Source organism: Caulobacter sp. FV1ye13L, from assembly GCF_058681155.1.
Map to the genome: position 1 here is coordinate 3,695,637 of NZ_CM178732.1, position 23,239 is coordinate 3,718,875.

Genomic DNA, 23,239 nt, shown 5'->3' on the forward strand with positions numbered 1-23,239 from the left:
GATGCGTTGGATCCCACTTGTCTTGGCACTTCTGGCGACGCCGGCCATCGCGCAGCAGGTCTCAGATCCTGACACCGACGTCAGCGTGGCCACACCGGCCTACGTCGCAGACAGCGGCCCCGTCATCGCCATCGACGCCAGCCACGAGAACTTCCACACCGTCGACGGTCGCTATGCCCCCACGTCGGCTGTGGCGCGTAGCGACGGCTATCGCGTCGTTTCGCTAGACGCTGCGCCGACGGCCCAGACATTGAGTCAGGTGAAGATCCTGGTCGTCGCCAACGCCCTAACACCCTTCACGGCCCAAGAAGTCGCCACCATCCATGCATGGGTCGAGGCCGGAGGCTCGCTTTTGCTGATCGCCGACCACATGCCTTTTGGCACCGCCGCCGATGGCGTGGCCAAGGCTTTCGGCTTCCGGTTCGAGGACAGCTTCGCCGCCGAGGTCGTGCGCGGCCCTGAAGTGTTCTCCAAGGATAACGGCCGTCTCCTCGACAGTCCTATCACGCGGGGCCAAGCCAAGGGAAAGCCGGTCGACAAGATCATATCCTTCACCGGCACGGTGCTGCACGCTCCGGCCGGTGCGACGCCGCTGATGCGCCTGGGATCGGGCTGGTCGATTCTATATCCCAAGGAGGCCTGGAAGTTCGACGAAACCACGCCTACTCGCCCCTCTACCGAAGCCGATCTGCGTGGCGCGGCGATGGAGGTCGGTAAAGGCCGGATCGCTCTGTTCAGCGAGGCGGCGATGTTCTCGGCCCAACGCGCCAACAACGGCGCCAAGGCGGGTTTCAACGCGCCTGGGGCCGAGCAGAACAAGCAATTCCTGCTCAACGTGCTGCATTGGCTAAGTCGCGCGCAATAGGCCTCAGGTACCCCGAGGCTTCGCCCGCGTCGTCGGCGCGGCGGCTGCGGGATCATCCGGCCACACATGGCGCGGATAGCGGCCCTTCATCTCGACCTTCACCTCGCGCCAGGAGCCCTTCCAGAAGCCCGGCAGGTCCCGCGTGATCTGGATCGGCTTGTGGCCGGGCGAGAGCAGCGACAGCACCAGCGGGATCTTGCCGCCGGCGATGCTGGGGTGCTGGGTCAGGCCAAACAGTTCCTGCACCCGGATATCGATGCGCGGCCCGGCCTCGGCGGCATAGTCGATGGCCACGGTCGTGCCGGTCGGAGCCTTGAAGCGGGCCGGCAGCGCCGCATCGATCTTCTGCTGGGCGTCCCAGGGGATCAGCGAGCGGATCGCGCCGTCCAGTGTGTTCTCGTCCAGCGCCGACAGCGACGAGCGGCCATGCAGCAGCGGCTCCAGCCATTCGCTGAGGCGCTCCATAAGCGCGACGTCCGACAGGTCTGGCCAAACCTCGCCGTCCAGGCCGCGCAGAAAGGCGACGCGGTCGCGCAGGCCCTGAACGCCATCGCCCAACCGCAGCGCTGCCAGCCCCTCAGAGCGAACCTGGTCGAGTAGAGCGCTGGCGATCAGGGCGGGGTCAGGCTTATCGATCAGGCGCTCCTCCAGCACCAGCTTGCCCAGACGCAACAGCCGCTTGGCGCGGACCTTGCCGCCGGGGCTGGTCTCCAGACGGTCCTCGGCGGTCAGGCGGTCGGCAAAGGCCTCGCGCAGGGCAACTTCGTCGACGGCGGCGGCCAGCAGGATGCGGTCGCGGCTGTCGCCGCCACCCAGTTCGCCCACGGCCAGCCAGGTCTCGCGCGCCAGGGGATCGGTGGGCTCCATATAAACGCCCCGGCCGCCGGCCAGCTGGAACTCCCCGGGCTTGCCGCGCGCTCGGGCCACCCGTTCGGGATAGGCCTCGGCCAGCATCAGCCCCTCATCCAGCGGCGTCGCGCCCGATGGCTTGCCCGCCGCGCGCGCCCAGCGGTCGGCCAGGGCCTGGGCGTCCCTGGCCCGGGGCGAGCGGTCGCGGCCCAGGTTTTCCAGGCGTCGGCGCAGGTCGACCTCCCGGCCACCCAGACCCTGCTCTGTCAGCAGGGCCGCGACCTCGGCTCCGCGCCTGGCCTGACCGGAGGCGGCGGCGCGGACGACCATGTGAGCGATCCGGGGCGGCAAGGGCATCCCGGCCAGGGCCTTGCCGTGGGCGGTGAGATCACCCTGAGCATCCAAAGCCTGAAGGCGTTGCAACAGCGTGCGGGCTTCGGCGAAGGCCGCGACCGGCGGCGGGTCCATGAAACACAGGCCCGAGGCGTCGCGGGCTCCCCAGCGGGCCAGGTCGAGCGCCAGGCGCGACAGGTCGGCCTCGAGGATTTCCGGACGGGCGAAGGCCGGCAGCGACCGGGTCTCGGCCTCATCCCAAAGGCGGTAGCAGACGCCGGGCTCGGTGCGCCCTGCCCGGCCCCGCCGCTGATCAGCGGCGGCGCGGCTCACGCGGACGGTGTCGAGCCGGGTGATGCCGCTGGCGGGGTCATAGCGCGGCACACGAGCCAGACCGCAGTCGATCACCACGCGTACACCCTGGATGGTCAGGCTGGTCTCGGCGATCGAGGTGGCCAGAACCACCTTGCGACGCCCAGGCGCAGCGGCGGCGATCGCCCGATCCTGAACGGCGGGCTCCAGCGCGCCATACAGCGGCGCCAGATCGACCTCGGGCCGGCGCAGGCGCTCGGCCAGCCAGCTCTCGACCCGGCGGATCTCGCCCTGGCCCGGCAGAAAGACCAGCAGACTGCCAGTTTCCTCGGTCAGAGCCCGCTCGACGGCCCTGCCGACACGTTCCTCAAGGCGGAGACGATCGTCGCGGCCGACGTAGCGGGTATCAACCGGAAACATCCGACCCTGGCTCTCGATCACCGGGGCGTCACCCAGCAATGACGAGACGCGCGCGCCATCCAGGGTGGCCGACATCACCAGCAGCCGCAGATCATCGCGCAGCAGGCCCTGGACGTCGCGGGCGAAGGCCAGGCCCAGGTCTGCATCCAGGCTGCGTTCGTGGAATTCGTCGAACAGGACGGCCGCGACGCTCTCCAGACCCGGGTCGTCGAGAATCATCCGGGTAAAGACGCCCTCGGTCACCACCTCGATGCGGGTGCGGGCCGAGACCTTCGACTGCAACCGCACGCGGAAGCCTACAGTTTCACCAACCGCCTCGCCCAGGGTGGAGGCCATGCGGGACGCGGCGGCGCGGGCGGCCAGCCGGCGGGGCTCCAGCACGATGATTTTGCGCTCGCCGACCCAGGGCTCGCCCAACAGCGCGAAGGGAACAGCCGTGGTCTTGCCCGCGCCCGGCGGGGCCACCAGGACCGTCGCATGGGAAGCGAGCATCGCCGCTTTCAATGCGGGCAGGACATTCTCGATCGGCAGCATCGCGGGGAGGCATAGACCCTCAAACCGCTCTCGTCACCGCAAGGCGTTGCGCGAAGCCGCCTGTCTGACTAACGTCCCGGCCCAATGCCTGACTAGCGGGGGTTCGCTGGTCGTTGGGGAAAAGAAACACATGGCCGGAAACAGGCTGTTCCTGAAGAAGTCGATTGCGAGCATCCAGAAGGAGGCCGCACACAGCCAGCTGAAACGAACGCTGGGTCCCATCAATCTCATGAGCCTGGGTATCGGCGCCATCATCGGCGCGGGTATCTTCGTGCTGACGGGCCAGGTGGCCTCGGCCAATGCCGGCCCGGCGATCATGCTGTCGTTCATCGTCGCCGGCATCGCCTGCGGCCTGGCCGGCCTCTGCTACGCCGAACTCGCCTCGACCATGCCGGTCTCCGGCTCGGCCTATACCTACGCCTACGGCACCCTGGGCGAGGTCTTCGCCTGGATCATGGGCTGGCTGCTGGTGCTGGAATACGGCGTCGCCGCCTCCACCGTCGCGGTGGGCTGGTCCGGCTATGTCGTCAGCACCCTGCACGCGTTCGGAGTCAATTTCCCGACGATCATGGTCGCCGGCGCGGAGGCTCCGATGTGGGCCACGCCGCTGATCCAGGCCGTCACCACGCCTGAAGGCGGCACGACATTCGCCATGACCGGCACGCTGAACATCGTGGCGGCCATCGGTATCGCCATGGTCTCGGCCCTGCTGGTGCTGGGCGTCAGCGAGTCCGCCAACGTCAATAACGCCATCGTGGTCGTTAAGGTGATCGTGCTTCTGGTGTTCATTGCGGTGGGCATCCAGTACATCAACCCCGCCAACTGGCACCCCTTCATCCCCGAGCCGACCGGCCAGCCCGGCGAGTTCGGCGCCGGCGGCATCTTCCGCGGCGCGGCGATCATCTTCTTCGCCTATGTCGGTTTTGAAGCGGTTTCGACCGCCGCCGCCGAGGCCAAGAACCCCTCCAGGGACGTGCCGATCGGCATCCTGGGCGCCCTGGTCGTCTGCACCCTGATCTACATGGCCGTTGCGGCCGTCATGACCGGCGTCGTCCCCTACAAGGAACTGGCCAGCCCGGCCCCGATCGCCGTCGCCATCGACCGCATGGCCCTGGAATGGGCCGACGTTCCCTACGCGGCGGCTGAAGGCGGCAAGCTGAACCTGATCAGCATCGCCATCAAGATCGGCGCGATTACCGGCCTGTCCTCGGTCATGCTGGTGCTGTGCTACGGCCAGACCCGGATCTTCTACACCATGGCCCGCGACGGCCTGCTGCCGAAGGTCTTCGCCGCGATCCATCCCAAGTTCCGCACCCCCTGGCTGGGCACCATCCTGCTGGGCGTCGTCATCGCCATCGCCGCCTCGTTCCTGCCGATCAGCCTGTTGGGTGATCTGGTCTCGCTGGGCACGGCCGTGGCCTTCTCGATCGTCTGTCTGTCGGTGATCTATCTGCGCATCAAGCACCCCGACCTGCCCCGTCCGTTCAAGGTGCCGGGCGGCATCTTCACCGCCGTGGCGGGTATTCTGGCCTGTCTGTTCCTGGCCTATCAGAACTTCCAGCCGATGATCGTTCACGCCATGAACGATAATCCGCTGCCGCTGATGATCCTGGGCGGTTATGCGGCGGTCGGCGCGGTGATCTACATCGCCTACGGCTTCTGGAACTCGAAGCTCGCCAAGGGCATCGACATTACCGAAGACACCGAGATGAACTCGCCGGCCGAGGCCATGGGTCGCGGCGTGGACGACGTGAAGTAACCAGTCTTCTTCGTCGACCTCGATCGAAGGCCCGGGAGCAATCCCGGGCCTTCTTTCTTGGGCGCTCGCCAGGGCCTATGTTGTCAGCGAGCGAGCGTGATCGCCGAAAGTGGACACCGGTTTCGGGGGCTATCACGCTCTAATATTCAGATTGACCCGCCCGCTATGCGGGCAGGTCGGGAGTTACCGTGAGCCAGAGCCAGCCTCCGATCCGCGCCGTCATCGCGCCGGTCACGCCCCTGCAGCAGAACTGCACCATCGTCTGGTGCGCCAAGACGCTGAAGGCTGCCGTCATCGATCCGGGCGGCGAGGTGCCACGCCTGATGAAGGCTCTGGCCGACCAGGGCCTGACTCTGGAGAAGATCTGGATCACCCACGGCCACATGGACCACGCCGGCGGCGCAGCGGAGCTCAAACGCCTCACCGGTGTTCCGATCGAAGGGCCCCACAAGGACGATCAGTTCTGGATCGACCAGATCCAGATGTCCGGCGAGCGCTATGGCATTCCCGAAGCCCGGATCTTCGTTCCCGACCGCTGGCTGGACGATGGCGACGTCGTAACCCTGGGTGAGACGGAGTTCGAAGTGCTGCATTGCCCCGGCCACACGCCGGGCCACGTGATCTTTTTCCACCGCGAGGCGCGCTTCGCCCAGGTGGGAGACGTGCTGTTCCAGGGCTCGATCGGCCGCACCGACTTCCCGCGTGGCAATCACCAGGACCTGCTGGACTCGATCACCCAGAAGCTGTGGCCGCTGGGCGGCGACGTACGGTTCGTCCCCGGCCATGGACCGATGTCCAGCTTCGCCGCCGAGCGACGCAGCAACCCTTATGTCAGCGACCTGGCGATCGAGGCCCAGAACATCCAGGGCGCCGACTTCGCGATCCCAAAAAACAACTCTCCGGGCTAAGGGCGGAGCCGATTGGGGTCCAAATCGCGCCGTCGGGTTGCACGGCTGTTTCAAGCGTGAAATCTGAACGCCACGGGGACATGACAGGAGCGTCTCATGGAGACCATCCCACAAACCGGCCCCGCAGCTGACCCGGAGGCCCCGCGCAGCGCGGCGTCGCGGATTCTGATCGTCGATGACGACCCCGGCATTCGCGATGTCGTGTCCGACTTCCTGAGCCGACACGGCTATGCCGTAGACACCGCTTCCGACGCCCGCACCATGGAACAGGTCCTTTCGCGAGGGCCGGTCGATCTGGTGGTGCTTGATGTCATGCTGCCCGGCGAGGACGGCCTGGCCATCTGCCGCCGGCTTTCGGCGCAGGACGGCCCCGCCATCATCATGCTGTCGGCCATGGGCGAGGAAACCGACCGTATCGTCGGCCTGGAGCTCGGCGCCGACGACTACCTGCCCAAGCCCTGCAACCCGCGCGAATTGCTGGCCCGCATCCGCGCCGTGCTGCGCCGTCGGCAGGAACCTCGCAACAGCGACGACGGCATGGGCGCGGCCTGTGAGTTTGCCGGCTGGCGGCTCGACCTGGTGCGCCGCGAACTGCGCTCGCCGCAGTCGGTGGTCGTGAACCTGTCCAGCGGCGAGTTCTCGCTGCTCCGCGCCTTCGTGGAACGCCCCCAGCGGGTGCTGACCCGCGACCAGCTGCTTGATCTTGCTCGCGGTCGCGATTCCGATGCCTATGACCGCGCCATCGACGTCCAGATCAGCCGGCTACGGCGCAAGCTGGACGACGGCGGCGGCAGCGAGCTGATCCGCACCATTCGCAGCGAGGGCTACATGTTCACCGCCAAGGTCCTTCGCACGCCATGAGCCAGCGCCGCCGCGGCGCGCCGCTGTTCGTGCAGGCGCTGGGCTTGGTGACGCTGACCCTGGTGGCGGCGCAGTTGATCGCCATCGCCGTCATCTTCACCCTGCCACCGCCGCCGCCCGAGCTGTATCGGCTGTCTGAGATCACACGCGCCCTGAAGACCGGCCAGACGGTGCAACCCCGGGATGGTCGCGCTCTGGTGGTTCAGACCCGCGCCAGGATGCCCTCCGGCGGCCCCGACTCCGCTCGCAGGGCCGAGTTCAAGGCCGGCATCGGTCGCGCCATCGACGTTGCGCCGGCGCGTATCGAGATCGTCACGGACAACGGTCCACGCTTCTTTGTTCGACGCTTCAAGGCGACCCCGAATGACCGGACGGGCGGTCCTGCCGGGCCAGGCGGTCACACTGGCCCGGGCGGCCCCCGCGACCAGTTCATCGCCCGCGAGCTGCCGCCGCCCGGCGAGCGTGGCGCTCGCGCCGGGCCGGCGCGCGACGAACCGTTCATCTTCGGCGATTTCGAGCTGGGCGTTCGTCAGAGCGACGGCAGCTGGGTCGTGGTCGAACCCAAGCCCACCTTCCGCTTCGACAGCTGGCAGCAGCGGGTCCTGCTGATCCTGGTGCTGTCGGTGCTGGCCGTCGCGCCCCTGGCCTGGCTGTTCGCCCGTCGGCTGGCCGAGCCCATCACCGCCTTCGCCAACGCCGCCGAGCGGCTTGGCCGCGATCCCCGCGCCGCGCCGCTGGAGCTGTCAGGCTCGACCGAGGTCGTGGCCGCCGCCAACGCCTTCAACATGATGCAGGAGCGCCTGCGCCGCTATGTCGAGGATCGGACCGCGATGATCGGGGCCATCGCCCACGACCTGCGCACGCCGTTGACCCGCCTGCGGTTCCGCATCGAGGCCACGCCCGACGATGTGCGCGCCAAGCTGGCCGCCGATATCGACCAGATGGAGGCCATGATCTCGGCCGCCCTGGCCTTCGTTCGCGACACCACCCGCCCCGCCGAACGCACCAAGCTTGAGCTGGCCTCCCTGCTGGAGAGCGTGGTCGATGAAGCCGCCGAGACCGGCGGCCAGGCCACAGTCGAGCGCGCCGAGAAAATCGTCATCGAGGGCGATCCGATCGCGCTCAAGCGGCTGGTCGCCAATCTGGTCGACAACGCCCTGAAATACGGCCACGCCGCGCGCGGTCGCGTGTTCGCCGAGGGCGACATGGCGATCATCGAGATCGACGATGATGGCCCCGGAATCCCGCCGGCCGAGCAGGAGCGGGTGTTCGAGCCGTTCTTCCGCGGCGAGCCCTCGCGCAATCGCGAGACCGGCGGCATCGGCCTTGGTCTGGCGGTCGTGCGCTCGCTGGCCCGGGCCCATGGCGGCGACGTCACCCTGGTCAACCGACCCGAAGGCGGCCTGCGCGCCTGTGTTCGCCTGCCGATCTAACCCCAGGCGCCGCTTTGTTGCCGGCGTGCAAGGCTCAGCCTGGCGACTGACATTCCCCGGCAATCTCACCGCGCTTGATGCCGGGGGAAGGAGTTCCTCATGACATCTCGCGTTGCGACCACCGCCGTCCTGGCCGCCCTGTTCCTGTCGACGGCCGCCCATGCGGCGCCCGGCGGCGAAGAGGAACCCAAGCCCGGACGCGGTTTCGGACCCCCGCCCCGCGAGGGCGGCGAACACGGGCCCGGACGGCCTCGACCTCAACTCTTCATCAGTCCTGCGGGCGAGCCCTTCCGGGCTCCGGCGGAGGCGCCCTACCCTGTCGCGGTCTGGTTCTCGGCCGGGGACGCCAACCATGATGGCGCGTTGTCGCGCGATGAGTTCGTCGCCGACGCCGGCCGCTTCTTCACTGTGCTCGATACGGACAAGGACGGCGTCATCGATGGGTTCGAGGTCTCGGCCTATGAGCGAAACATCGCGCCGGAAATCCTGCAGGGGGTCAACATGCCGCTTGGCGGGGGACGAGGCGGACGGGGCGGTCCTCCCGGCGGCGGCGGCGATGGTCCGCCCCGCAAGCGCGGCGGACTGGTCGGCGGCGCCCTGCAGGGGGCCGCGCCCTACGCCCTGCTGGCCGAGCCCCAGCCGGTCATGGGCGCCGACGCGGACTTCAACCGCCGCATCTCACGCGAAGAGGCCGTCAAGGCCGCCAGGTCACGCTTTGCGCTGCTTGATGCGGACAAGGATGCCCTTCTGCGCGGGGAAGAACTGCCCGCCACCCCCGTCCAGGGGCGGCGCCGCTAGCCGCCCACTACGCTGGCGATGATGTTGATGCCAAGGGCCAGGATGGCGGTGTTGTAGGCGAAGGCGGTCGCCGCATGGGCGGTGACCAGCCGGCGCAGGCGCGAGGTCAGTATGGTGTTGTCTGACACCTGGAAGGTCGCCCCGACGCTGAAGGCCAGATAGACGAAATCCATGTAGCTGGTCGGCGGCTCACCAGGAAAACCGATGCCGCCCTTGCTCTTGCCGTCCCCGAAATGGCGATGGGCGTAGTGCGGCACGAAGACCGTCTGCAGCACCAGCCAGGACAGGACCAGGGTGGCGCCCGCGCTGGTGGCGATGAGCCCCTTGGCCAGACCCTGCGCGGTCCGCGCCGCCACCATCGCATCGACCACAGCACCGAGGCTGGCGACAATGGCGGCCAGCACGATCAACAGCAGGACCGGCTGACCCTCGTCGTCCTGAGCCGCCCGATCGCGGATCTCGGCCTCGTCGGCGCGCAGGAATATCCGCCAGGTCAGGATCAGATAGGTGAAGGCGGCCCCGTCCCAGCCCAGCAACAGGTGAGAGCCTCTCGGAGCCTGCAGCCAGAGCGCAGCCGTCCAGACGATCAGACCGACCGCACAGCCCGCGCCAAGCCGCCAGTGCGGCGGCGTGATGTGGCTGGCGGGTCTGGACTTCGTCGATTTCGACACGCGCTCAATCCCTTTGCCTGGCAGGCCTTACGCCTGTTGCGTGCATTTACTCACGCTTTGAGGTGAACCGAACGTGGCTTCGCTGGTTACGTCACTGAACGCGCAGGACACGACGCCATGACCGACCCCAACGCACCGCCTCCTGTCGAGCCGCAGCCTCCGGAATACGACCCGGGGTCAACGCCCGATGAAATGCCCTCCCCCGTGTCACCGGTCGATCCTGGGGACGACCGTCCCTATGACGCCGCGCCCCGTTCGTCGACCGTGACCAGTATCGATTAGGAGCACCGTATGGACCTCGACAGCGAACGGCCCCGTGGCCGCCGCGGCTTCGCCGCCATGGACCCTGAACGTCGCCGCGAGATCGCGCGCAAAGGCGGGGCCAGCGTACCCAGCGAGAAGCGAAGCTTCGCCAAGGACCGCGATCTTGCCGCCAATGCGGGTCGAAAGGGCGGATCCTCTTCCCGCAACCTGCGCCCCGGCGACTGAACGCCTGACCTGAACACGCCCGAAGCGCGCTGGACCCCCGTCCGGCGCGCTTTCCTACGTCTAGCCTACCGTGTCAGGACATAGACCCCGAACGCGGGCTGGATGCTTTCCCACTTGCGCGAGACGGTCCACCCCGCCCGGCGCGCGATGACCTCAAAAGCCTCGGGCCGATACTTGTACGAGTTCTCGGTGTGGATGGTTTCACCCGCCGCGAAGTCGAACGTCCGCCCCGCGATCGTCACACGCTGGGCCGTCGCGCTGAGCAGATGCATCTCGACCCGGCTTTCCGGCTCGTTCCACACGGCCCTGTGCGCAAAGCCCGCAAGGTCGAAATCACCGCCCAGTTCGCGATTGATCCGTGCAAGGATGTTGAGGTTGAAGGCCGCCGTGACGCCCTGGGCGTCGTCATAGGCCGGGATCAGCACTTCGGCAGACTTGGCGACGTCCGCGCCCACCACCATCATCGCGCCATCGCCCAGCAGTTCGCCGGCCCGACGCAGGAAGTCTTCGGCTTCGAGCGGCGGGAAGTTGCCGATGGTGGATCCGGGAAAGAACCCGACCGCGACACGCCCCGCCACGGCCGAGGGCAGCCGCAGGGCCCGCGTGAAGTCGTCAACCAGCGGCGCGACGGTCAGCGAGGGATAGCTGGCCTCGATCGCGACGGTCGCCTCGTCCAGCGCGCTCTGGCTGATATCGATGGGCGCATAGGCCGAGAGTTGCGGCGCCGCGTCCAGAAGGATCCGGGTCTTGACGCTGGCCCCACTGCCGAACTCCACCAGCGCGGCGCCATCGGGGATCCGCGCGGCGATCTCCGGCGCGATCTGGCGAAGCAGCGCGGTCTCTGTGCGGGTCAGATAGTATTCCGGCAGATCGCAGATCGCCTCGAACAGCCGCGAGCCCTCGGCGTCATAGAAATACTTGCTGGGCAGCGTCTTTGTGCGGGCCGACAGACCCGCCACCACATCGTCCCGAAACTGGTTGTCGCTCGAAAGCTCCAGGATCCTGACGTCGTCGGCCAGTCGGACGCCCGCGAAAACCCAGCGCTTCTCCGGATGATAGAAATTGCGATAGGTCGTCCGCGTATGGCCGGGTGGGGTCGCCGCGCAACCGCCGCGCAGCACCATCTGGTTGATCATGAACTTGCCGTTGTACTCGCCCAGCGCTCCCGCGCCGGGACGAAACCCGGGATAGGCGGCATAGCTGCTGGAGGTCCACTGCCACACATGGCCATGCAGCTGGCGCAGGCCGCCGGAGCCCGGCGCGCGGGCAGCGGCTTCCCACTCGGCTTCAGTCGGCAGGCGCCGCCCCGACCAGGTCGCATAGGCCGCCGCCTCATAGTAGCTGACATGCGAGACCGGCTCGCCGCGTTCGACGGGCCGACGCCCGGTCAAGGTCATGGCCGACCAGCCGTCCCCTTCCTGGCGCCAATAGAGCGGCGCCGCCCAACCTTCCTCGACCACGCGCGACCAGCCGTCGGAAAGCCACAGCTCGGCCCTGGCGTAGCCGCCCGCCTCGATGAAGGCGATCCACTCGCCATTGGTCACCAGTCGGTCGCTCAAGCGATAGGGCGCCAGATAGGTCTTGTGCCGCGGGCGCTCGTTGTCGAACGCAAAGCCTGTTTCACCGGCGCCGATTTCGACCAGGCCGCCCTCGAACGGCACGAACCGCGGCGGGTCCAGCGCCCCCTGGCCACGGGGCCCCGTCTCAGCCTCATAGGCCGGGTCCAGCGGCGACTGGGCAAGCAGATGCAGGATGTCCATCAGGATCAGCTCCTGATGCTGCTCTTCATGGGCAAGCCCCAGGTCCAGGCGCTCACGCGCCTCCCGGAGCAACGGCGCGCCCGACAGCAGCCCTTCCATCGCCGCATCGACATGGGCGCGATAGGCGCCGACCTCGGCGGTCGAAGGACGGGTCAGCATGCCCCGCGCCGGCCTCGGCTGACGGGGGCCCAGCGCCTCGTAATAGGAATTGAACAGGTAGCCAAAGCGGGGATCAAACACCGCATAGCTATCGAGATAGGGGATCAGCAGGAAGGTCTCGAAAAACCAGGTCGTGTGGGCCCTGTGCCACTTCGTCGGACTGGCGTCAGCCATCGACTGGGCGGCCTGATCCTCGGCCGACAGCGGGGCCGCTATAGCCTCGGTGCGCCGTCTGACCGCCTGGTAGCGTTCCACGTCTCGCGCGACGGAGGCCTGGACGGCCTCCGAAGCGTGCAGGTCGTCCGGGCTCATGCGCTCTCCTGGCGGCCAAGACCGGGCTTTGACGAGGCCCGGCCGAGGACAACGTGCCTAGAGCTTGGGTGTTCCAAGGCCGAGTTTCAATAGCTGCTCCCGCGGTGGCTGTTGCAGGCGGCGCCCTGAGACGGGCTTTGCCGCGTCCTTGCGAGGCCCCGGGGGCGGGATCAACGCGTCCAGCATGGTCCCCCCCGCCACGCCCGAGCGACAAAACGCACCGTGACGACGCTGTTCCAAGGACCGTGGCCCACGCCCAAAACTGGCCAGCGGCCGATGAGCCAGCGCCCCGATAAACATCGCCCGCCATCACTTCGCGGATACTTAACGGGCAACATTGCGCCAATCCACAAAGCGACAACGTTGTCATAGATAAGACAGTCTATCCGCCGCGCCTTGGGACGCTATACTCACGATCAAGGCGAACAATAGTTTCGCCAAAATGCGCAGGCAGGATGAGCAATGCAAAATGAAGGGCCCGGCGCCATCGCGCCCCCGACCAGACACGCGCGTCTCGTGACATGGGTCAACGAAGTCGCCGCCCTGACCAAGCCCAAAGCCATCTATTGGTGCGACGGCTCGGACGCCGAGTGGGAGCGCCTGACCGGCGAACTGATCGCGTCCGGCACGCTCAAGCGCCTGAACCCCGAACTCCGCCCCAACTCCTTTTACGCCGCCTCGGATCCGCGAGACGTCGCCCGGGTCGAGAGCCGCACCTTCATCTGTTCGCAGGATCAGGAAGACGCCGGCCCGACCAACAACTGGCGCGACCCCGTGGAAATGCGGGCCACCCTGCATGGCCTGTTCGACGGCTGCATGCGCGGCCGCACCATGTATGTCGTGCCGTTCTCGATGGGCCCGGTCGGCTCGCCGATCAGCGCCCTGGGCGTGGAGATCACCGACAGCGCCTATGTGGCCGTTTCGATGCGGGTGATGACCCGCATGGGCCAGGCCGCGCTGGACGCCATGGGCGACGATGGCTTCTTCGTGCCCGCCCTTCACACCCTGGGCGCGCCGCTTGAGGATGGTCAGGCCGATGTCGCCTGGCCCTGCAATGACGACAAATACATCGTCCACTTCCCGGAAAGCCGGGAAATCTGGTCCTATGGCTCGGGCTATGGCGGCAACGCGCTTCTGGGCAAGAAGTGCTACGCCCTGCGCATCGCTTCGGTCATGGCCCGCGACGAAGGCTGGCTGGCCGAGCACATGCTGATCCTCAAGCTGACCTCGCCGGCCGGCAAGGTTCGCTACGTCGCCGCAGCCTTCCCCAGCGCCTGCGGCAAGACCAACATGGCCATGCTGCAGCCCACCCTGCCCGGCTGGAAGGCCGAGACCATCGGCGACGATATCTGCTGGATGCGCTTCGGGCCCGATGGCCGGCTCTATGCGATCAATCCCGAAGCGGGCTTCTTCGGCGTGGCTCCCGGCACCGGGGTACTGACCAACCGCAACGCCATCGAGACCCTGCACGCCAACTGCATCTACACCAATGTCGCCCTCACCGCCGATGGCGACGTCTGGTGGGAAGGCCTCACGCCCACGCCGCCTGAGGGGCTGACCGACTGGAAGGGCCGGGCCTGGAGCCCCGCCGTGGGCGAACCGGCCGCCCATCCGAACGCCCGCTTCGCCGTACCGGCCGGCCAGTGCCCGGTCATCGCCGACGAGTGGGAAGATCCGGCCGGCGTGCCGATCTCGGCCATTCTGTTCGGTGGCCGCCGCGCGTCGGCCGTGCCGCTGGTCACCGAGGCCTTCGACTGGGAGCACGGCGTGTTCCTGGCCTCGAACGTGGCCTCGGAAGGCACCGCCGCAGCCGAAGGCAAGATCGGCGAACTGCGCCGCGATCCCTTCGCCATGCTGCCCTTCTGCGGCTACAATATGGGTGACTATTTCAGCCACTGGCTGAAGGTCGGGGCCAGCGCCGATCCCGCCAAGCTGCCGCGCATCTATTTCGTCAACTGGTTCCGCAAGGACGAGACCGGGAAGTTCGTCTGGCCCGGCTATGGCGAAAACGCCCGCGTCCTGAAATGGATCGTCGAGCGGCTCGAAGGCGAGGCGGACGCCGTGGACAGCGCCATCGGCCGCCTTCCCGCTTCTGGCGCGCTGGATGTGTCCGGATTGGGACTCGACCAGGCGGCGCTGAATCTGCTGCTGACGGTCGACAGGTCGATCTGGCTGGAGGAAGCCACCCTGATCCTGGACGCCTACAAGCGCCTCGGCTCGCGCATGCCTCAGGCGCTCTATGCCCAGCTGGAAGCCCTGACCGGCCGGCTCACGCCCGCCGCTGCGGAAAGCCGAACCCTGGAAAGCGTTTAAGCTCGGCGCAGGGGGCCAGGAAGTCTAAGTCCGCCGGACTACTGGCCCCTACTCCGCCCCCTCGCGCTCCAGCAGCGCCTTGGCGGCGGCCTTCTCGGCGTCCTGGCGCGAACGGCCGGTGGCGAAGACAGGATCGACGCCGGCGACGGTCACCTGGACGGTAAAGACCGGCGCATGATCGGGGCCGGTTCGGTCCTTGACCGCATAGGTCGGCAAGGGCTTGCCCTGGGCCTGAGCCCACTCCTGCAGCGCGGTCTTGGGATCGCGCGGCTTGCCGTGGGCGGAACGGTCGAACTCGGCGCTCCACAGGTCCAGGAACACCCGGCGCGCCGTCTCCAGCCCGCCATCACGATACAAGGCCGCCATCAGAGCCTCGCAGCCGCCCGCCAGGATGGAATCGGTCTCGCGACCACCGACCTTGCTGGACGAGGCTGACAGACGCAGGGCCGGACCCAGCTCTGCGGCGCGGGCCACGCGGGCGCAGGTCTCGCGGCTGACCAGGGCGTTGAGGCGCGGCGCAAGCTCGCCCTCCTTGGCCTGCGGAAACCGCTCAGCCAGGGCCTCGGCGGCCAGCAGGCCCAACACGCGGTCGCCGATAAATTCGAGGACCTCGTTATCGGCGGTCTTCTTGGCGCCGTCCCCGACGCTGGCGTGCGTCAGGGCCTGTTCCAGCAGCGCGCGGTCGCTGAATGTGTGACCGATCCGGCGCTCCAGGTCGCCGACGGCGACGACCCGTCTATCCATGGACACTTATCGCTTCCCTGGGGATCACTTCAGAACGCGGAAGAAGCGGCTGGGTCGGGCGTCCAGAACCCAGGTCCAGGGCTTGAACAGGGCTGCTTTGCGGTTCCAGGACAGCAGGATGATCTGGGCCTTGCCGACCAGGTTCTCGGCCGGAACGAAGCCGACCCCGACCTCGTCGCCGATATACTGGTCCAGCTCATAGTCCCACTTGCAGACGCCAGGACCGGTCTTGAACGGCGAGACGCCCGGGTCGAACCGGCTGTCGGCCGAGTTGTCGCGGTTGTCGCCCATGAAGAAATAGCAGCCCTCGGGCACCGTATAGATGCCGGTATTGTCGCCGCGGCTGTCGGGGCCGTAGTCCTGCGTCTGGTACTTGCGGCCTTCGGGATTGGTTTCCTCGAAGCGCTGAACCTGCTGGGTGAAACCATAGCCCATGTCGACCAGGGCCGGATCGCGCGTGGCCATGGCCAGGGGCTTGCCGTTGATGATGACCACGCCGCCGCGCACCTGGACTCTGTCGCCCGGCATGCCGATCAGGCGCTTGATATAGTCGGTGCGATTGTCACGCGGCAGCTTGAAGACGACGATGTCGCCCCGCTTGGGCGCCTTGTCCAGGATCCGGCCATTCAGGATCGGCGGGCTGAACGGGATCGAGTGCTTGCTCCAGCCATAGCTGAACTTGCTGACGATGATGTAGTCGCCTTCCAGCAGGTTGGGCTCCATCGACCCGGACGGGATGGTGAAGGGCTGGAACAGCAGGACCCGCAGCACCAGGGCGATGCCCAGGGCATAGGCCACCGTCTTGATGATCTCGATGAATTCCTTGACGGCGCCCCCCTGTTCGTGGGGCGGCGCGTTATCGTCGGCGGCGTCGGTCATACGGGCGCTGGGCTCTCGAACAATGGGGTTCCGGCGAACCGGACAGGCTTAGCTAGACGCGCTTTACTCTACGGGCAAGCTCCACGCCGGTTAACTCGCCTTCATGGCGGAGGTTGGGCGGCCGCGCGGAGGCTATTCATCCTCGACCAGAAGACGGATTTCCACGGTTCCCCCGGCCTCATAGACGGGATTGCCGGCCAGGCAGGATCGCGCGTCCTCCAGGCTCTCCGCCGCGACCCTGATGAAGCCGGTCAGATGGTCGGACGTTGGTCGCGACGCCCCGTCCCCGCGAAAACAGGCGCCGCCGCCAAGGCTGCTGCCGCCGCGCAAACGCCCGCCCTGAGCCAGTCCGTCCAGATAGGCCGGCCAGTCCGCCGCCGCCTCGTTGACCGCGTCGCCATGCATCAACAGGAGAAACTCGCTCATCGGCCCGGCGTCCTGTTTTGCGGTTCAGATGGCCTCGATGATCACGAAGGCCTGGGCGTAGGGGTGATCGTCGGTCAGCGACAGATGGATCACCGGCGTCATGCCGGCGGGCACCATCGAGGCCAGCTGCGCCGCCGCGCCGCCGGTCAGGGCCATGGTCGGCTTGCCCGACGGCAGGTTGACCACGCCCATGCCGGCCAGATGCACGCCGCGCTTGAGGCCGGTGCCCAGGGCCTTGGAGCAGGCCTCCTTGGCGGCGAACCGCTTGGCATAGCTGCTGGCGCGGTCAGGCTTGCGCTCGGACCGCGTGCGCTCGATGTCGGTGAACACCTTGTTGGTGAACCGGTCGCCGAACCGCTCCAGCGACTTTTCGATCCGCCGGATGTCGCACAGGTCCGAACCGATGCCGATGATCACGCGACCAGCTCGGCGCGGGCGGCGTCCATCAGGGTCCGCATCCGATGAATGGCCTGAGGCAGCCCCACAAAGATCGCCTCGCCGATCAGGAAGTGGCCAATGTTAAGCTCGGCGATCTGCGGGATGGCCGCGATTGGCTTGACCGTGGCGTAGTCGATGCCGTGGCCGGCGTGGACCTCCAGACCCAGGCTGGAGGCCAACTCCGCGCCGTCCCGCAAGCGCCTGAGGATAGCGGCGGCCCGCTCGACCTCCCCGGCCCGCGCGGCGTCGCAATAGGCGCCCGTGTGCAGTTCGATCACCTGGGCGCCCAGGCGGTGCGAGGCCTCGATCTGGCCGGCTTCGGCGTCAATGAACAACGACACTCGGGCGCCGGCTTCGCGAAGCCGAACGGTGGCGGCGGCGATGGCGTCATAGCCGCGCACCACGTCGAGGCCGCCCTCGGTCGTCACCTCCTCGCGGCGCTCGGGCACCAGGCAGGCGGCGTGCGGCCGGGCCTGCAGGGCGATCCCAACCATCTCGTCGGTGACGGCCATCTCGAAGTTCAGCGGCTTGCCACGCTTGAGACACAGGTCGTTCAGCAGCGCGATGTCGGCGTCGGAGATATGCCGACGATCCTCGCGCAGGTGGGCGGTGATTCCGTCGGCGCCGGCGGCCAGGGCCAGCTCGGCGGCGCGCACCGGCTCGGGATAGCTGGAGCCGCGCGCGTTCCGGATCGTGGCTACGTGGTCGATATTGACGCCCAGTCGGACGCTGATCTGATGCTCGCTAAGAATTTTACCGCCCTCGAACGCGATCGGCGGCCGATCGCTAGCCGTCGAAGGTAGTCTATCCCCTTCCCGGCCGTGGGTGGAGACCAGAAAAACGACAGGCGCATGGTTCTGGTCCGACTTGCGGAAACGGCATGGACAGCGCCCGCTTCGGCGTCGAAAGTTCGCGCCTGGCAATTGGGGGCGCTCGACATGATCCTGAGAACGGCAAAGGCTGCGGCCCTCGCGATGCTATTGGCCACGACGGCCGTTTCAGCCATGGCGGCGCCGACCGTTTCAGCCAGCAAGCTCAAGGCCCTGAAGGCGCAGGCCGTGGCCGGCGTCGAGGCCCGAGCCAAGCTGTCCCAGGTGATGAACGACCAGATCTTCTCCTTCGGAGAACTGGGCTTCCAGGAGATCGAAACCTCGAAATACATCACCGGCGTGCTGGAGGAGAACGGCTTCACCGTTGTGCGCGGCGTGTCGGGCATTCCGACGGCCTGGACCGCGACCTGGACGAACGGCAAGGACGGTCCGACCATCGCCTTCGGCAGCGATATCGACTGCATTCCCAAGGCTTCGCAGAAGCCTGGCGTGCCCTGGCACGACCCGATCGTTCCCGGCGCGCCGGGCCATGGTGAGGGCCACAATTCCGGCCAGGCCCTGAACGTCGTCGCCGCCCTGGCGCTCAAGGATCTGATGATCAAGGAGAACATCGCCGGCACCCTGATGCTGTGGCCCGGCGTCGCCGAGGAGCTGGTGGCCGGCAAGGCCTACATGGTTCGCGACGGCGTCTTCAACGGCGTGGACGCCACGATCTTCACCCATGTGGGCTCAAACCTCGCCACCACCTGGGGTCAGCCCACGGGCACGGGCCTGGTGTCGGTGAAGTACAATTTCCATGGCGAGTCCGCGCATTCGGCCGGCGCCCCCTGGCGGGGTCGCAGCGCCCTGGACGCGGTCGAGCTGATGAACATCGGCTGGAACATGCGCCGCGAGCACCTGCGGCCCGAGCAGCGCTCGCACTACGTCATCGTCGATGGCGGCGACCAGCCCAACGTCGTGCCGTCCGAAGCCAGCGTCTGGTACTATTTCCGCGAACAGTCCTTCGACGCGATCAAGAAGAACTACGCCATCGGCGACCGGATCGCCCAGGCCGCCGCCGACATGACCGACACCAAGGTCGATCATCAGGTGATCGGCACAGCCGCGCCTCGCCACTTCAACCGCCCGATGGCGCAGGCCGCCCAGGCCAATATCGAGGCGGTCGGCCTGCCGGTCTGGACCGCCGACGAGCAGGCCTTCGCCAAGGCCGTGCAGGCCAATATCGGCGCGCCCAAGCAGACCGGTCTCGACGTCAAGCTGAAGGGCTTGTCGCCGCCGGATCCCAAGCCGGAAAGCGGCGGGTCGGACGATATCGGCGACATTTCGTGGATCATGCCGACCATCACGATCAACTATCCGGCCAATATCCCTGAACTACCCGGCCACCACTGGGCCAACGCCATCTCGATGGCGACGCCCATCGCCCACAAGGGCGTGGCGGCGGGCTCCAAGGTGGTGGCGATGACGGCCCTGGACCTGTTGACCCAGCCCAAGCTGCTGGCCGCGGCCAGCAGCTATTTCAAGGACGTCCAGACCAAGGACCAGAAATACGTGCCGATGCTGGCGGCCACCGACAAGCCCCAGACCCAGATCAACGCCAACATCATGGCGACCTACCGGCCGGCGATGAGCAGGTTCTATTACGATCCCGGCAAGTACGGGACCTACCTGGAACAGCTGGGCGTGGAATGGCCGGTCAAGCAGCTGACGCCGCCTGCCCCGGCCAAGTAACTACTGAGCCTTCAGCCGGCGGCTGCCGGGGTCCTCGATGGGGATCGCGGCCAGCTCCGGCGGCAGGGCGTCGGCCGGATAGGCCGGCACTTCCAGGCTGCACAGAGAAACCAACGGCACGCCGACATCGACCTTGCCGCCCGAGCGGTCGACGATGCAGGCCGCCGCGATGACCTCGCCGCCGGCTTCCTGGATCGCGGCGATGCACTCGCGCGACGACAGGCCGGTGGTGACGATGTCCTCGACCATCACGACCTTCTGGCCGGGTTCGAGGTGGAAGCCGCGCCGGAACTTGAAGCCGCCGCCCTCGCGCTCGACATAGATCGAGGCGACGTTCAGGTGACGAGCGGTCTCATAGCCGGGGATGATCCCGCCCACGGCCGGCGACACCGCCACATCGGGCTGGCCGACGGTGGCGATGATCTTCTCGGCCAGGGCCTTGCACAGGCGCTCGCAGCGCTCGGGCCGCATGAACACCAGGTTCTTCTGCAGGAAGACCGGGCTGTGCAGGCCGCTGGACAGCACGAAGTGGCCTTCGCGCAGGGCGCCTGCGGCGCGGAATTCGTCGAGGACGTCATCATTGGTCATGGCGGGGATATAGCTGAGGCGCGCGAGTCTTCAAACGGGGGTCACGTCTTGCGTCGCGGATCGGATTTGGCTCTATCGCCCCCATGACCGAACCTCTCCGCCCCCGCATCGGCTGCGGCGCCGCCATCCTCGACGACCAGGGTCGCCTGCTGCTGGTCAAGCGGGTCAAGCCTCCCGAAGCCGCACACTGGGGCGTTCCCGGCGGCAAGCTCGACTGGGGCGAAGCCGCCCGCACCTGCGCCGAACGCGAAATCCTCGAGGAACTGGGGGTTAGAATTGTCGCCGGACCGGTGCTGGCCGTGACTGACATGATCGCCGACGACTATCACTGGGTGGCGATCACCTATCGAACGGAGCGGTTCGAAGGCGAGCCCGTGATCCAGGAAGACCACGCGCTCTCGGAGTGGGGCTGGTTCGCTCTGAACGCCCTGCCCTCACCACTGACCGCTTCTACGGCCGACGCTATTGCGGCGCTGAAAGCCTAACCCCGCGTCCGGTCCACGGTCTCAACCGAAGGACAGGCCCGCAGCGCCGCCGAAATGTTGGTCAGGTGCTTGGCGTCGCGCACCTCGACATCGATGTCGGTGTCAAAGAAGTCGCTCTGGCGATGGTGCATGCGCAGGTTGACGATATTGCCGCCGGCCTCGCCGATGATCGTGCACACTTGGCCCAGCACGCCCGGCGCGTTCTGGATCGTGGCATGCAGGCGGGTCAACGACACCGTCTCGCGCTCGGCCTCGGGCGTCCAGTTCAGGTCGCGCCAGAGATCCTCGCGATCCTCGTAGTCGGCCAGCTTGGGGCAATCGATGGTGTGGACGTCCAGCCCCCCGTCCTGGCCCGCGTCGCCATCCTCGCGCAGGATGCCGACGATGCGATCGCCCGGCACCGGGCTGCAGCATTGGGCGAAGTGCAGCGATACGCCAGGCGTCAGCCCGCCGCCGCGCACATAAAGGCGCGCGCCCTTGCCGCCCTCGATCTTGCGACGGGCCGAGGCGGCGGCCATGTCGCTGTCCTTCATGCCTGGAAAGGCCGTTTCCAGAACCTGGCTGGGCGAGACCCGGCCACGGCCGACGGCGTCGAACAGAGTCTCGTCGCTGTCCAGCGCAAACCGCTCCAGGATCGGGCGCAGCGAGACGTCCTTCAACTTCTTGCCGGCCCGCTCGAAGATCTGCTCCACGGACGCCTTGCCCAGGCGCAGGAACTCTTCTTTCTCGGTCTGGCGGATGTGGCGGCGGATCGCCGAGCGCGCGCGGCCGGTCACGGTCAGCGAACGCCAGTCCGGTGGGACCACGGGCTTGGAGCCCCGAATGACCTCAACCACGTCGCCGTTGTTGAGGCCGGTGCGCAGCGGCTTCAGCTCGCCATTGATCTTCACGCCAATGCAGGTGTCGCCGACGCTGGTGTGCACGGCATAGGCGAAGTCGAGCGGCATGGCGCCGCGCGGCAGGCTGACCAGCTTGCCCTTGGGCGTGAAGACGAAAACCTGGTCGAGGAACATCTCCAGCTTGGCGTGTTCGACCAGTTCCTCGGCGTCGCCGCCATGCTCCAGCACCTGGACCAGCTGGCGCAGATTGGCCAGCGGATCGCGGCCGCCGGCGGCTTCCATGCCTTCCAGGTCGAGGCCGTACGAGGCGTCCTTGTAGCGGAAGTGGGCGGCGACACCCTCTTCGTTGACGCGGTCCATAGCCTCGGTGCGGATCTGCATCTCGATGCGCATGCCGCGCGGCCCCACCACGGTGGTGTGCAGCGAGCGGTAATTGTTGCGCTTGGGCGTCGAGATAAAGTCCTTGAAGCGGTCCGGCACGCTGGACCAGGACCGGTGCAGGACGCCAAGCGCGCGATAGCAGTCCTCCTCGTTGTCGACGATCACGCGGAAGGCGTAGATGTCGGACATCTGCGAGAAGCCGATCGATTTGCGCTGCAACTTGCGCCAGATCGAATAGGGCGACTTTTCCCGGCCGAAGACCCGGGCCGGCACGCCAGCGGATTCCAGTCGCGCCGCGATCTCTTGCGAGACCAGCGCCACAGCCCCGCCCTGCTCGGCGCGCAGGGTGTCCAGCCGTCGGATGATCGCGTTGCGGGCCACCGGATTGGTGTGCTCGAAGCTGAGCTCCTCCAGCTCCGTGCAGATGCGGTGGCAGCCGATGTTGCGGGCCAGGGGCGCGTAGATGTCGCGCGTCTCGCGGGCGATGCGCTCGCGCTTGGCCTGGCTTTTGATGAAGTGCAGCGTCCGCATGTTGTGCAGACGATCGGCCAGCTTCACCAGCAGGACGCGAACGTCCTTGCTGATGGCCAGGATGAACTTGCGCAGGTTCTCGGCCTGGCGCGAATGCTCGGCCTGGAGCTCCAGCTTGGATAGCTTGGTCACGCCCTCGACCAGCTCGGCGATCTCGTCGCCGAACAGACCCGCGATGTCCTCGCGGGTAACGGGCGTGTCCTCGATCACGTCATGCAGCAGAGCCGTGACGATGGTCGCGGTGTCGAGCCGGTACTCGGTCAGAATGCCGGCCACCTCGATGGGGTGGGCATAGTAAGGGTCGCCGCTGGCCCGGGTCTGACTGCCGTGCATGCGCATGGCGTAGACATAGGCGCGGTTCAGCAGCGCTTCGTCGGCTGTCGGGTCGTAGGAATGGACCCGCTCAATCAGCTCGTACTGGCGAAGGATCTTCTGGCGCGGCTTGGCGGCCGGCGTCGGGATGGCCTGGACCTCGCTGGTCGCCAGAAACGACGACGCGCCCGAGTCTGCCCCAGGCGATGGGGAAACTTCGGACGCGCGTTCGGATGGAGCGGCTGCAGGCGCCGCTTCAAGAATCAGAGGGTCTGTGCC

The 23,239-nt window shown here is 67.3% G+C and carries 20 protein-coding genes; 10 read left to right on the forward strand and 10 right to left on the reverse strand.

Features of this window, described 5'->3' with window-relative positions:
- Nucleotide 1 precedes the first annotated feature (1 nt).
- Nucleotides 2–865: a hypothetical protein gene (locus ACW176_RS17880; RefSeq protein WP_492110096.1), complete on the forward strand. Its 864-nt coding sequence runs from the start codon at nucleotides 2–4 to the stop codon at nucleotides 863–865.
- 3 nt (nucleotides 866–868) lie between these two features.
- Here ACW176_RS17880 and hrpB read toward each other — a convergent pair whose 3' ends face one another.
- A complete protein-coding gene (gene hrpB, locus ACW176_RS17885) occupies nucleotides 869–3,313 on the reverse strand; it encodes an ATP-dependent helicase HrpB (protein ID WP_492110097.1) in 2,445 nt (814 codons plus the stop codon).
- Between the two features lie 130 nt (nucleotides 3,314–3,443).
- Between hrpB and ACW176_RS17890 the strand changes: the two genes are divergently transcribed.
- From ACW176_RS17890 to ACW176_RS17910, 5 genes are all read left to right on the forward strand, one after another.
- The gene (locus ACW176_RS17890) at nucleotides 3,444–5,072 is read left to right on the forward strand and encodes an amino acid permease (RefSeq protein ID WP_492110098.1); all 1,629 of its coding nucleotides are present in this window, start codon (nucleotides 3,444–3,446) and stop codon (nucleotides 5,070–5,072) included.
- 188 nt (nucleotides 5,073–5,260) lie between these two features.
- Nucleotides 5,261–5,980 (forward strand): MBL fold metallo-hydrolase, encoded by a 720-nt coding sequence (locus ACW176_RS17895; protein WP_492110099.1) that lies wholly within the window; start codon nucleotides 5,261–5,263, stop codon nucleotides 5,978–5,980.
- A gap of 96 nt (nucleotides 5,981–6,076) precedes the next feature.
- The gene (locus tag ACW176_RS17900) at nucleotides 6,077–6,841 is read left to right on the forward strand and encodes a response regulator (protein ID WP_419321160.1); all 765 of its coding nucleotides are present in this window, start codon (nucleotides 6,077–6,079) and stop codon (nucleotides 6,839–6,841) included.
- Nucleotides 6,838–8,274 (forward strand): ATP-binding protein, encoded by a 1,437-nt coding sequence (locus ACW176_RS17905; RefSeq protein ID WP_492110100.1) that lies wholly within the window; start codon nucleotides 6,838–6,840, stop codon nucleotides 8,272–8,274. The genes ACW176_RS17900 and ACW176_RS17905 overlap by 4 nt, the downstream gene beginning before the upstream one ends.
- Nucleotides 8,275–8,373: 99 nt before the next feature.
- Nucleotides 8,374–9,072, forward strand: coding sequence for a hypothetical protein (locus tag ACW176_RS17910; RefSeq protein WP_492110101.1), 699 nt, complete (start codon nucleotides 8,374–8,376; stop codon nucleotides 9,070–9,072).
- Here the strand turns inward: ACW176_RS17910 and ACW176_RS17915 are convergent.
- The gene (locus ACW176_RS17915) at nucleotides 9,069–9,743 is read right to left on the reverse strand and encodes a DUF1345 domain-containing protein (protein ID WP_492110102.1); all 675 of its coding nucleotides are present in this window, start codon (nucleotides 9,741–9,743) and stop codon (nucleotides 9,069–9,071) included. The two genes, ACW176_RS17910 and ACW176_RS17915, sit on opposite strands and share 4 nt — an antisense overlap.
- A gap of 291 nt (nucleotides 9,744–10,034) precedes the next feature.
- Here ACW176_RS17915 and ACW176_RS17920 point away from each other — a divergent pair, with 291 nt between their 5' ends.
- The gene (locus ACW176_RS17920; RefSeq protein WP_419321155.1) at nucleotides 10,035–10,232 is read left to right on the forward strand and encodes a con-10 family general stress protein; all 198 of its coding nucleotides are present in this window, start codon (nucleotides 10,035–10,037) and stop codon (nucleotides 10,230–10,232) included.
- 65 nt (nucleotides 10,233–10,297) lie between these two features.
- Here the strand turns inward: ACW176_RS17920 and egtB are convergent, their stop codons facing one another.
- A complete protein-coding gene (egtB, locus tag ACW176_RS17925) occupies nucleotides 10,298–12,463 on the reverse strand; it encodes an ergothioneine biosynthesis protein EgtB (protein WP_492110103.1) in 2,166 nt (721 codons plus the stop codon).
- A 462-nt stretch (nucleotides 12,464–12,925) separates the two neighbouring features.
- Between egtB and ACW176_RS17930 the strand changes: the two genes are divergently transcribed.
- Nucleotides 12,926–14,776 carry a phosphoenolpyruvate carboxykinase (GTP) gene (locus ACW176_RS17930; protein ID WP_492110104.1) on the forward strand — a complete coding sequence of 617 codons (1,851 nt, stop codon included), beginning with the start codon at nucleotides 12,926–12,928 and terminating at the stop codon, nucleotides 14,774–14,776.
- 48 nt (nucleotides 14,777–14,824) lie between these two features.
- Here the strand turns inward: ACW176_RS17930 and rnc are convergent, their stop codons facing one another.
- The 5 genes from rnc to ACW176_RS17955 all read right to left on the reverse strand — a co-directional run bounded on the left by rnc (nucleotide 14,825) and on the right by ACW176_RS17955 (nucleotide 17,997).
- Nucleotides 14,825–15,520: a ribonuclease III gene (gene rnc / locus ACW176_RS17935; protein WP_492110105.1), complete on the reverse strand. Its 696-nt coding sequence runs from the start codon at nucleotides 15,518–15,520 to the stop codon at nucleotides 14,825–14,827.
- 24 nt (nucleotides 15,521–15,544) lie between these two features.
- Nucleotides 15,545–16,399 carry a signal peptidase I gene (gene lepB, locus ACW176_RS17940; RefSeq protein WP_492110106.1) on the reverse strand — a complete coding sequence of 285 codons (855 nt, stop codon included), beginning with the start codon at nucleotides 16,397–16,399 and terminating at the stop codon, nucleotides 15,545–15,547.
- 132 nt (nucleotides 16,400–16,531) lie between these two features.
- A complete protein-coding gene (locus ACW176_RS17945) occupies nucleotides 16,532–16,825 on the reverse strand; it encodes a YciI family protein (protein WP_492110107.1) in 294 nt (97 codons plus the stop codon).
- A 24-nt stretch (nucleotides 16,826–16,849) separates the two neighbouring features.
- Nucleotides 16,850–17,242 carry a holo-ACP synthase gene (gene acpS / locus ACW176_RS17950; protein ID WP_419321149.1) on the reverse strand — a complete coding sequence of 131 codons (393 nt, stop codon included), beginning with the start codon at nucleotides 17,240–17,242 and terminating at the stop codon, nucleotides 16,850–16,852.
- On the reverse strand, nucleotides 17,239–17,997 hold the full coding sequence (locus tag ACW176_RS17955) for a pyridoxine 5'-phosphate synthase (RefSeq protein WP_492111965.1): 759 nt from the start codon (nucleotides 17,995–17,997) through the stop codon (nucleotides 17,239–17,241). Before ACW176_RS17955 ends, acpS begins: the two co-directional genes overlap by 4 nt.
- 240 nt (nucleotides 17,998–18,237) lie before the next feature.
- Between ACW176_RS17955 and ACW176_RS17960 the strand changes: the two genes are divergently transcribed.
- Complete coding sequence (locus ACW176_RS17960; RefSeq protein ID WP_492111966.1) at nucleotides 18,238–19,824, forward strand: amidohydrolase; 1,587 nt, start codon at nucleotides 18,238–18,240, stop codon at nucleotides 19,822–19,824.
- Here the strand turns inward: ACW176_RS17960 and pyrE are convergent, their stop codons facing one another.
- Entirely contained in the window at nucleotides 19,825–20,412 is a 588-nt protein-coding gene (pyrE, locus tag ACW176_RS17965; protein WP_035049495.1) for an orotate phosphoribosyltransferase, read from the reverse strand.
- A gap of 83 nt (nucleotides 20,413–20,495) precedes the next feature.
- Between pyrE and ACW176_RS17970 the strand changes: the two genes are divergently transcribed.
- Nucleotides 20,496–20,897, forward strand: a complete 402-nt coding sequence (locus tag ACW176_RS17970; protein ID WP_492110108.1) for an NUDIX domain-containing protein — start codon at nucleotides 20,496–20,498, stop codon at nucleotides 20,895–20,897.
- Here the strand turns inward: ACW176_RS17970 and ACW176_RS17975 are convergent.
- On the reverse strand, nucleotides 20,894–23,134 hold the full coding sequence (locus tag ACW176_RS17975; RefSeq protein ID WP_492111967.1) for a RelA/SpoT family protein: 2,241 nt from the start codon (nucleotides 23,132–23,134) through the stop codon (nucleotides 20,894–20,896). The genes ACW176_RS17970 and ACW176_RS17975 overlap by 4 nt on opposite strands.
- Between the last annotated feature and the right edge of the window lie 105 nt (nucleotides 23,135–23,239).

Excerpts from the sequence above, each read along its gene's own strand:
- ACW176_RS17880 (WP_492110096.1), top strand. The coding sequence starts at position 2 with ATGCGTTGGATCCCACTTGTCTTGGCACTTCTGGCGACGCCGGCCATC.
- hrpB (WP_492110097.1), bottom strand. The coding sequence starts at position 3,313 with ATGCTGCCGATCGAGAATGTCCTGCCCGCATTGAAAGCGGCGATGCTC.
- ACW176_RS17890 (WP_492110098.1), top strand. The coding sequence starts at position 3,444 with ATGGCCGGAAACAGGCTGTTCCTGAAGAAGTCGATTGCGAGCATCCAG.
- ACW176_RS17900 (WP_419321160.1), top strand. The coding sequence starts at position 6,077 with ATGGAGACCATCCCACAAACCGGCCCCGCAGCTGACCCGGAGGCCCCG.
- ACW176_RS17905 (WP_492110100.1), top strand. The coding sequence starts at position 6,838 with ATGAGCCAGCGCCGCCGCGGCGCGCCGCTGTTCGTGCAGGCGCTGGGC.
- ACW176_RS17910 (WP_492110101.1), top strand. The coding sequence starts at position 8,374 with ATGACATCTCGCGTTGCGACCACCGCCGTCCTGGCCGCCCTGTTCCTG.
- ACW176_RS17920 (WP_419321155.1), top strand. The coding sequence starts at position 10,035 with ATGGACCTCGACAGCGAACGGCCCCGTGGCCGCCGCGGCTTCGCCGCC.
- egtB (WP_492110103.1), bottom strand. The coding sequence starts at position 12,463 with ATGAGCCCGGACGACCTGCACGCTTCGGAGGCCGTCCAGGCCTCCGTC.
- ACW176_RS17930 (WP_492110104.1), top strand. The coding sequence starts at position 12,926 with ATGCAAAATGAAGGGCCCGGCGCCATCGCGCCCCCGACCAGACACGCG.
- rnc (WP_492110105.1), bottom strand. The coding sequence starts at position 15,520 with ATGGATAGACGGGTCGTCGCCGTCGGCGACCTGGAGCGCCGGATCGGT.
- lepB (WP_492110106.1), bottom strand. The coding sequence starts at position 16,399 with ATGACCGACGCCGCCGACGATAACGCGCCGCCCCACGAACAGGGGGGC.
- ACW176_RS17945 (WP_492110107.1), bottom strand. The coding sequence starts at position 16,825 with ATGAGCGAGTTTCTCCTGTTGATGCATGGCGACGCGGTCAACGAGGCG.
- ACW176_RS17960 (WP_492111966.1), top strand. The coding sequence starts at position 18,238 with ATGCTATTGGCCACGACGGCCGTTTCAGCCATGGCGGCGCCGACCGTT.
- pyrE (WP_035049495.1), bottom strand. The coding sequence starts at position 20,412 with ATGACCAATGATGACGTCCTCGACGAATTCCGCGCCGCAGGCGCCCTG.
- ACW176_RS17970 (WP_492110108.1), top strand. The coding sequence starts at position 20,496 with ATGACCGAACCTCTCCGCCCCCGCATCGGCTGCGGCGCCGCCATCCTC.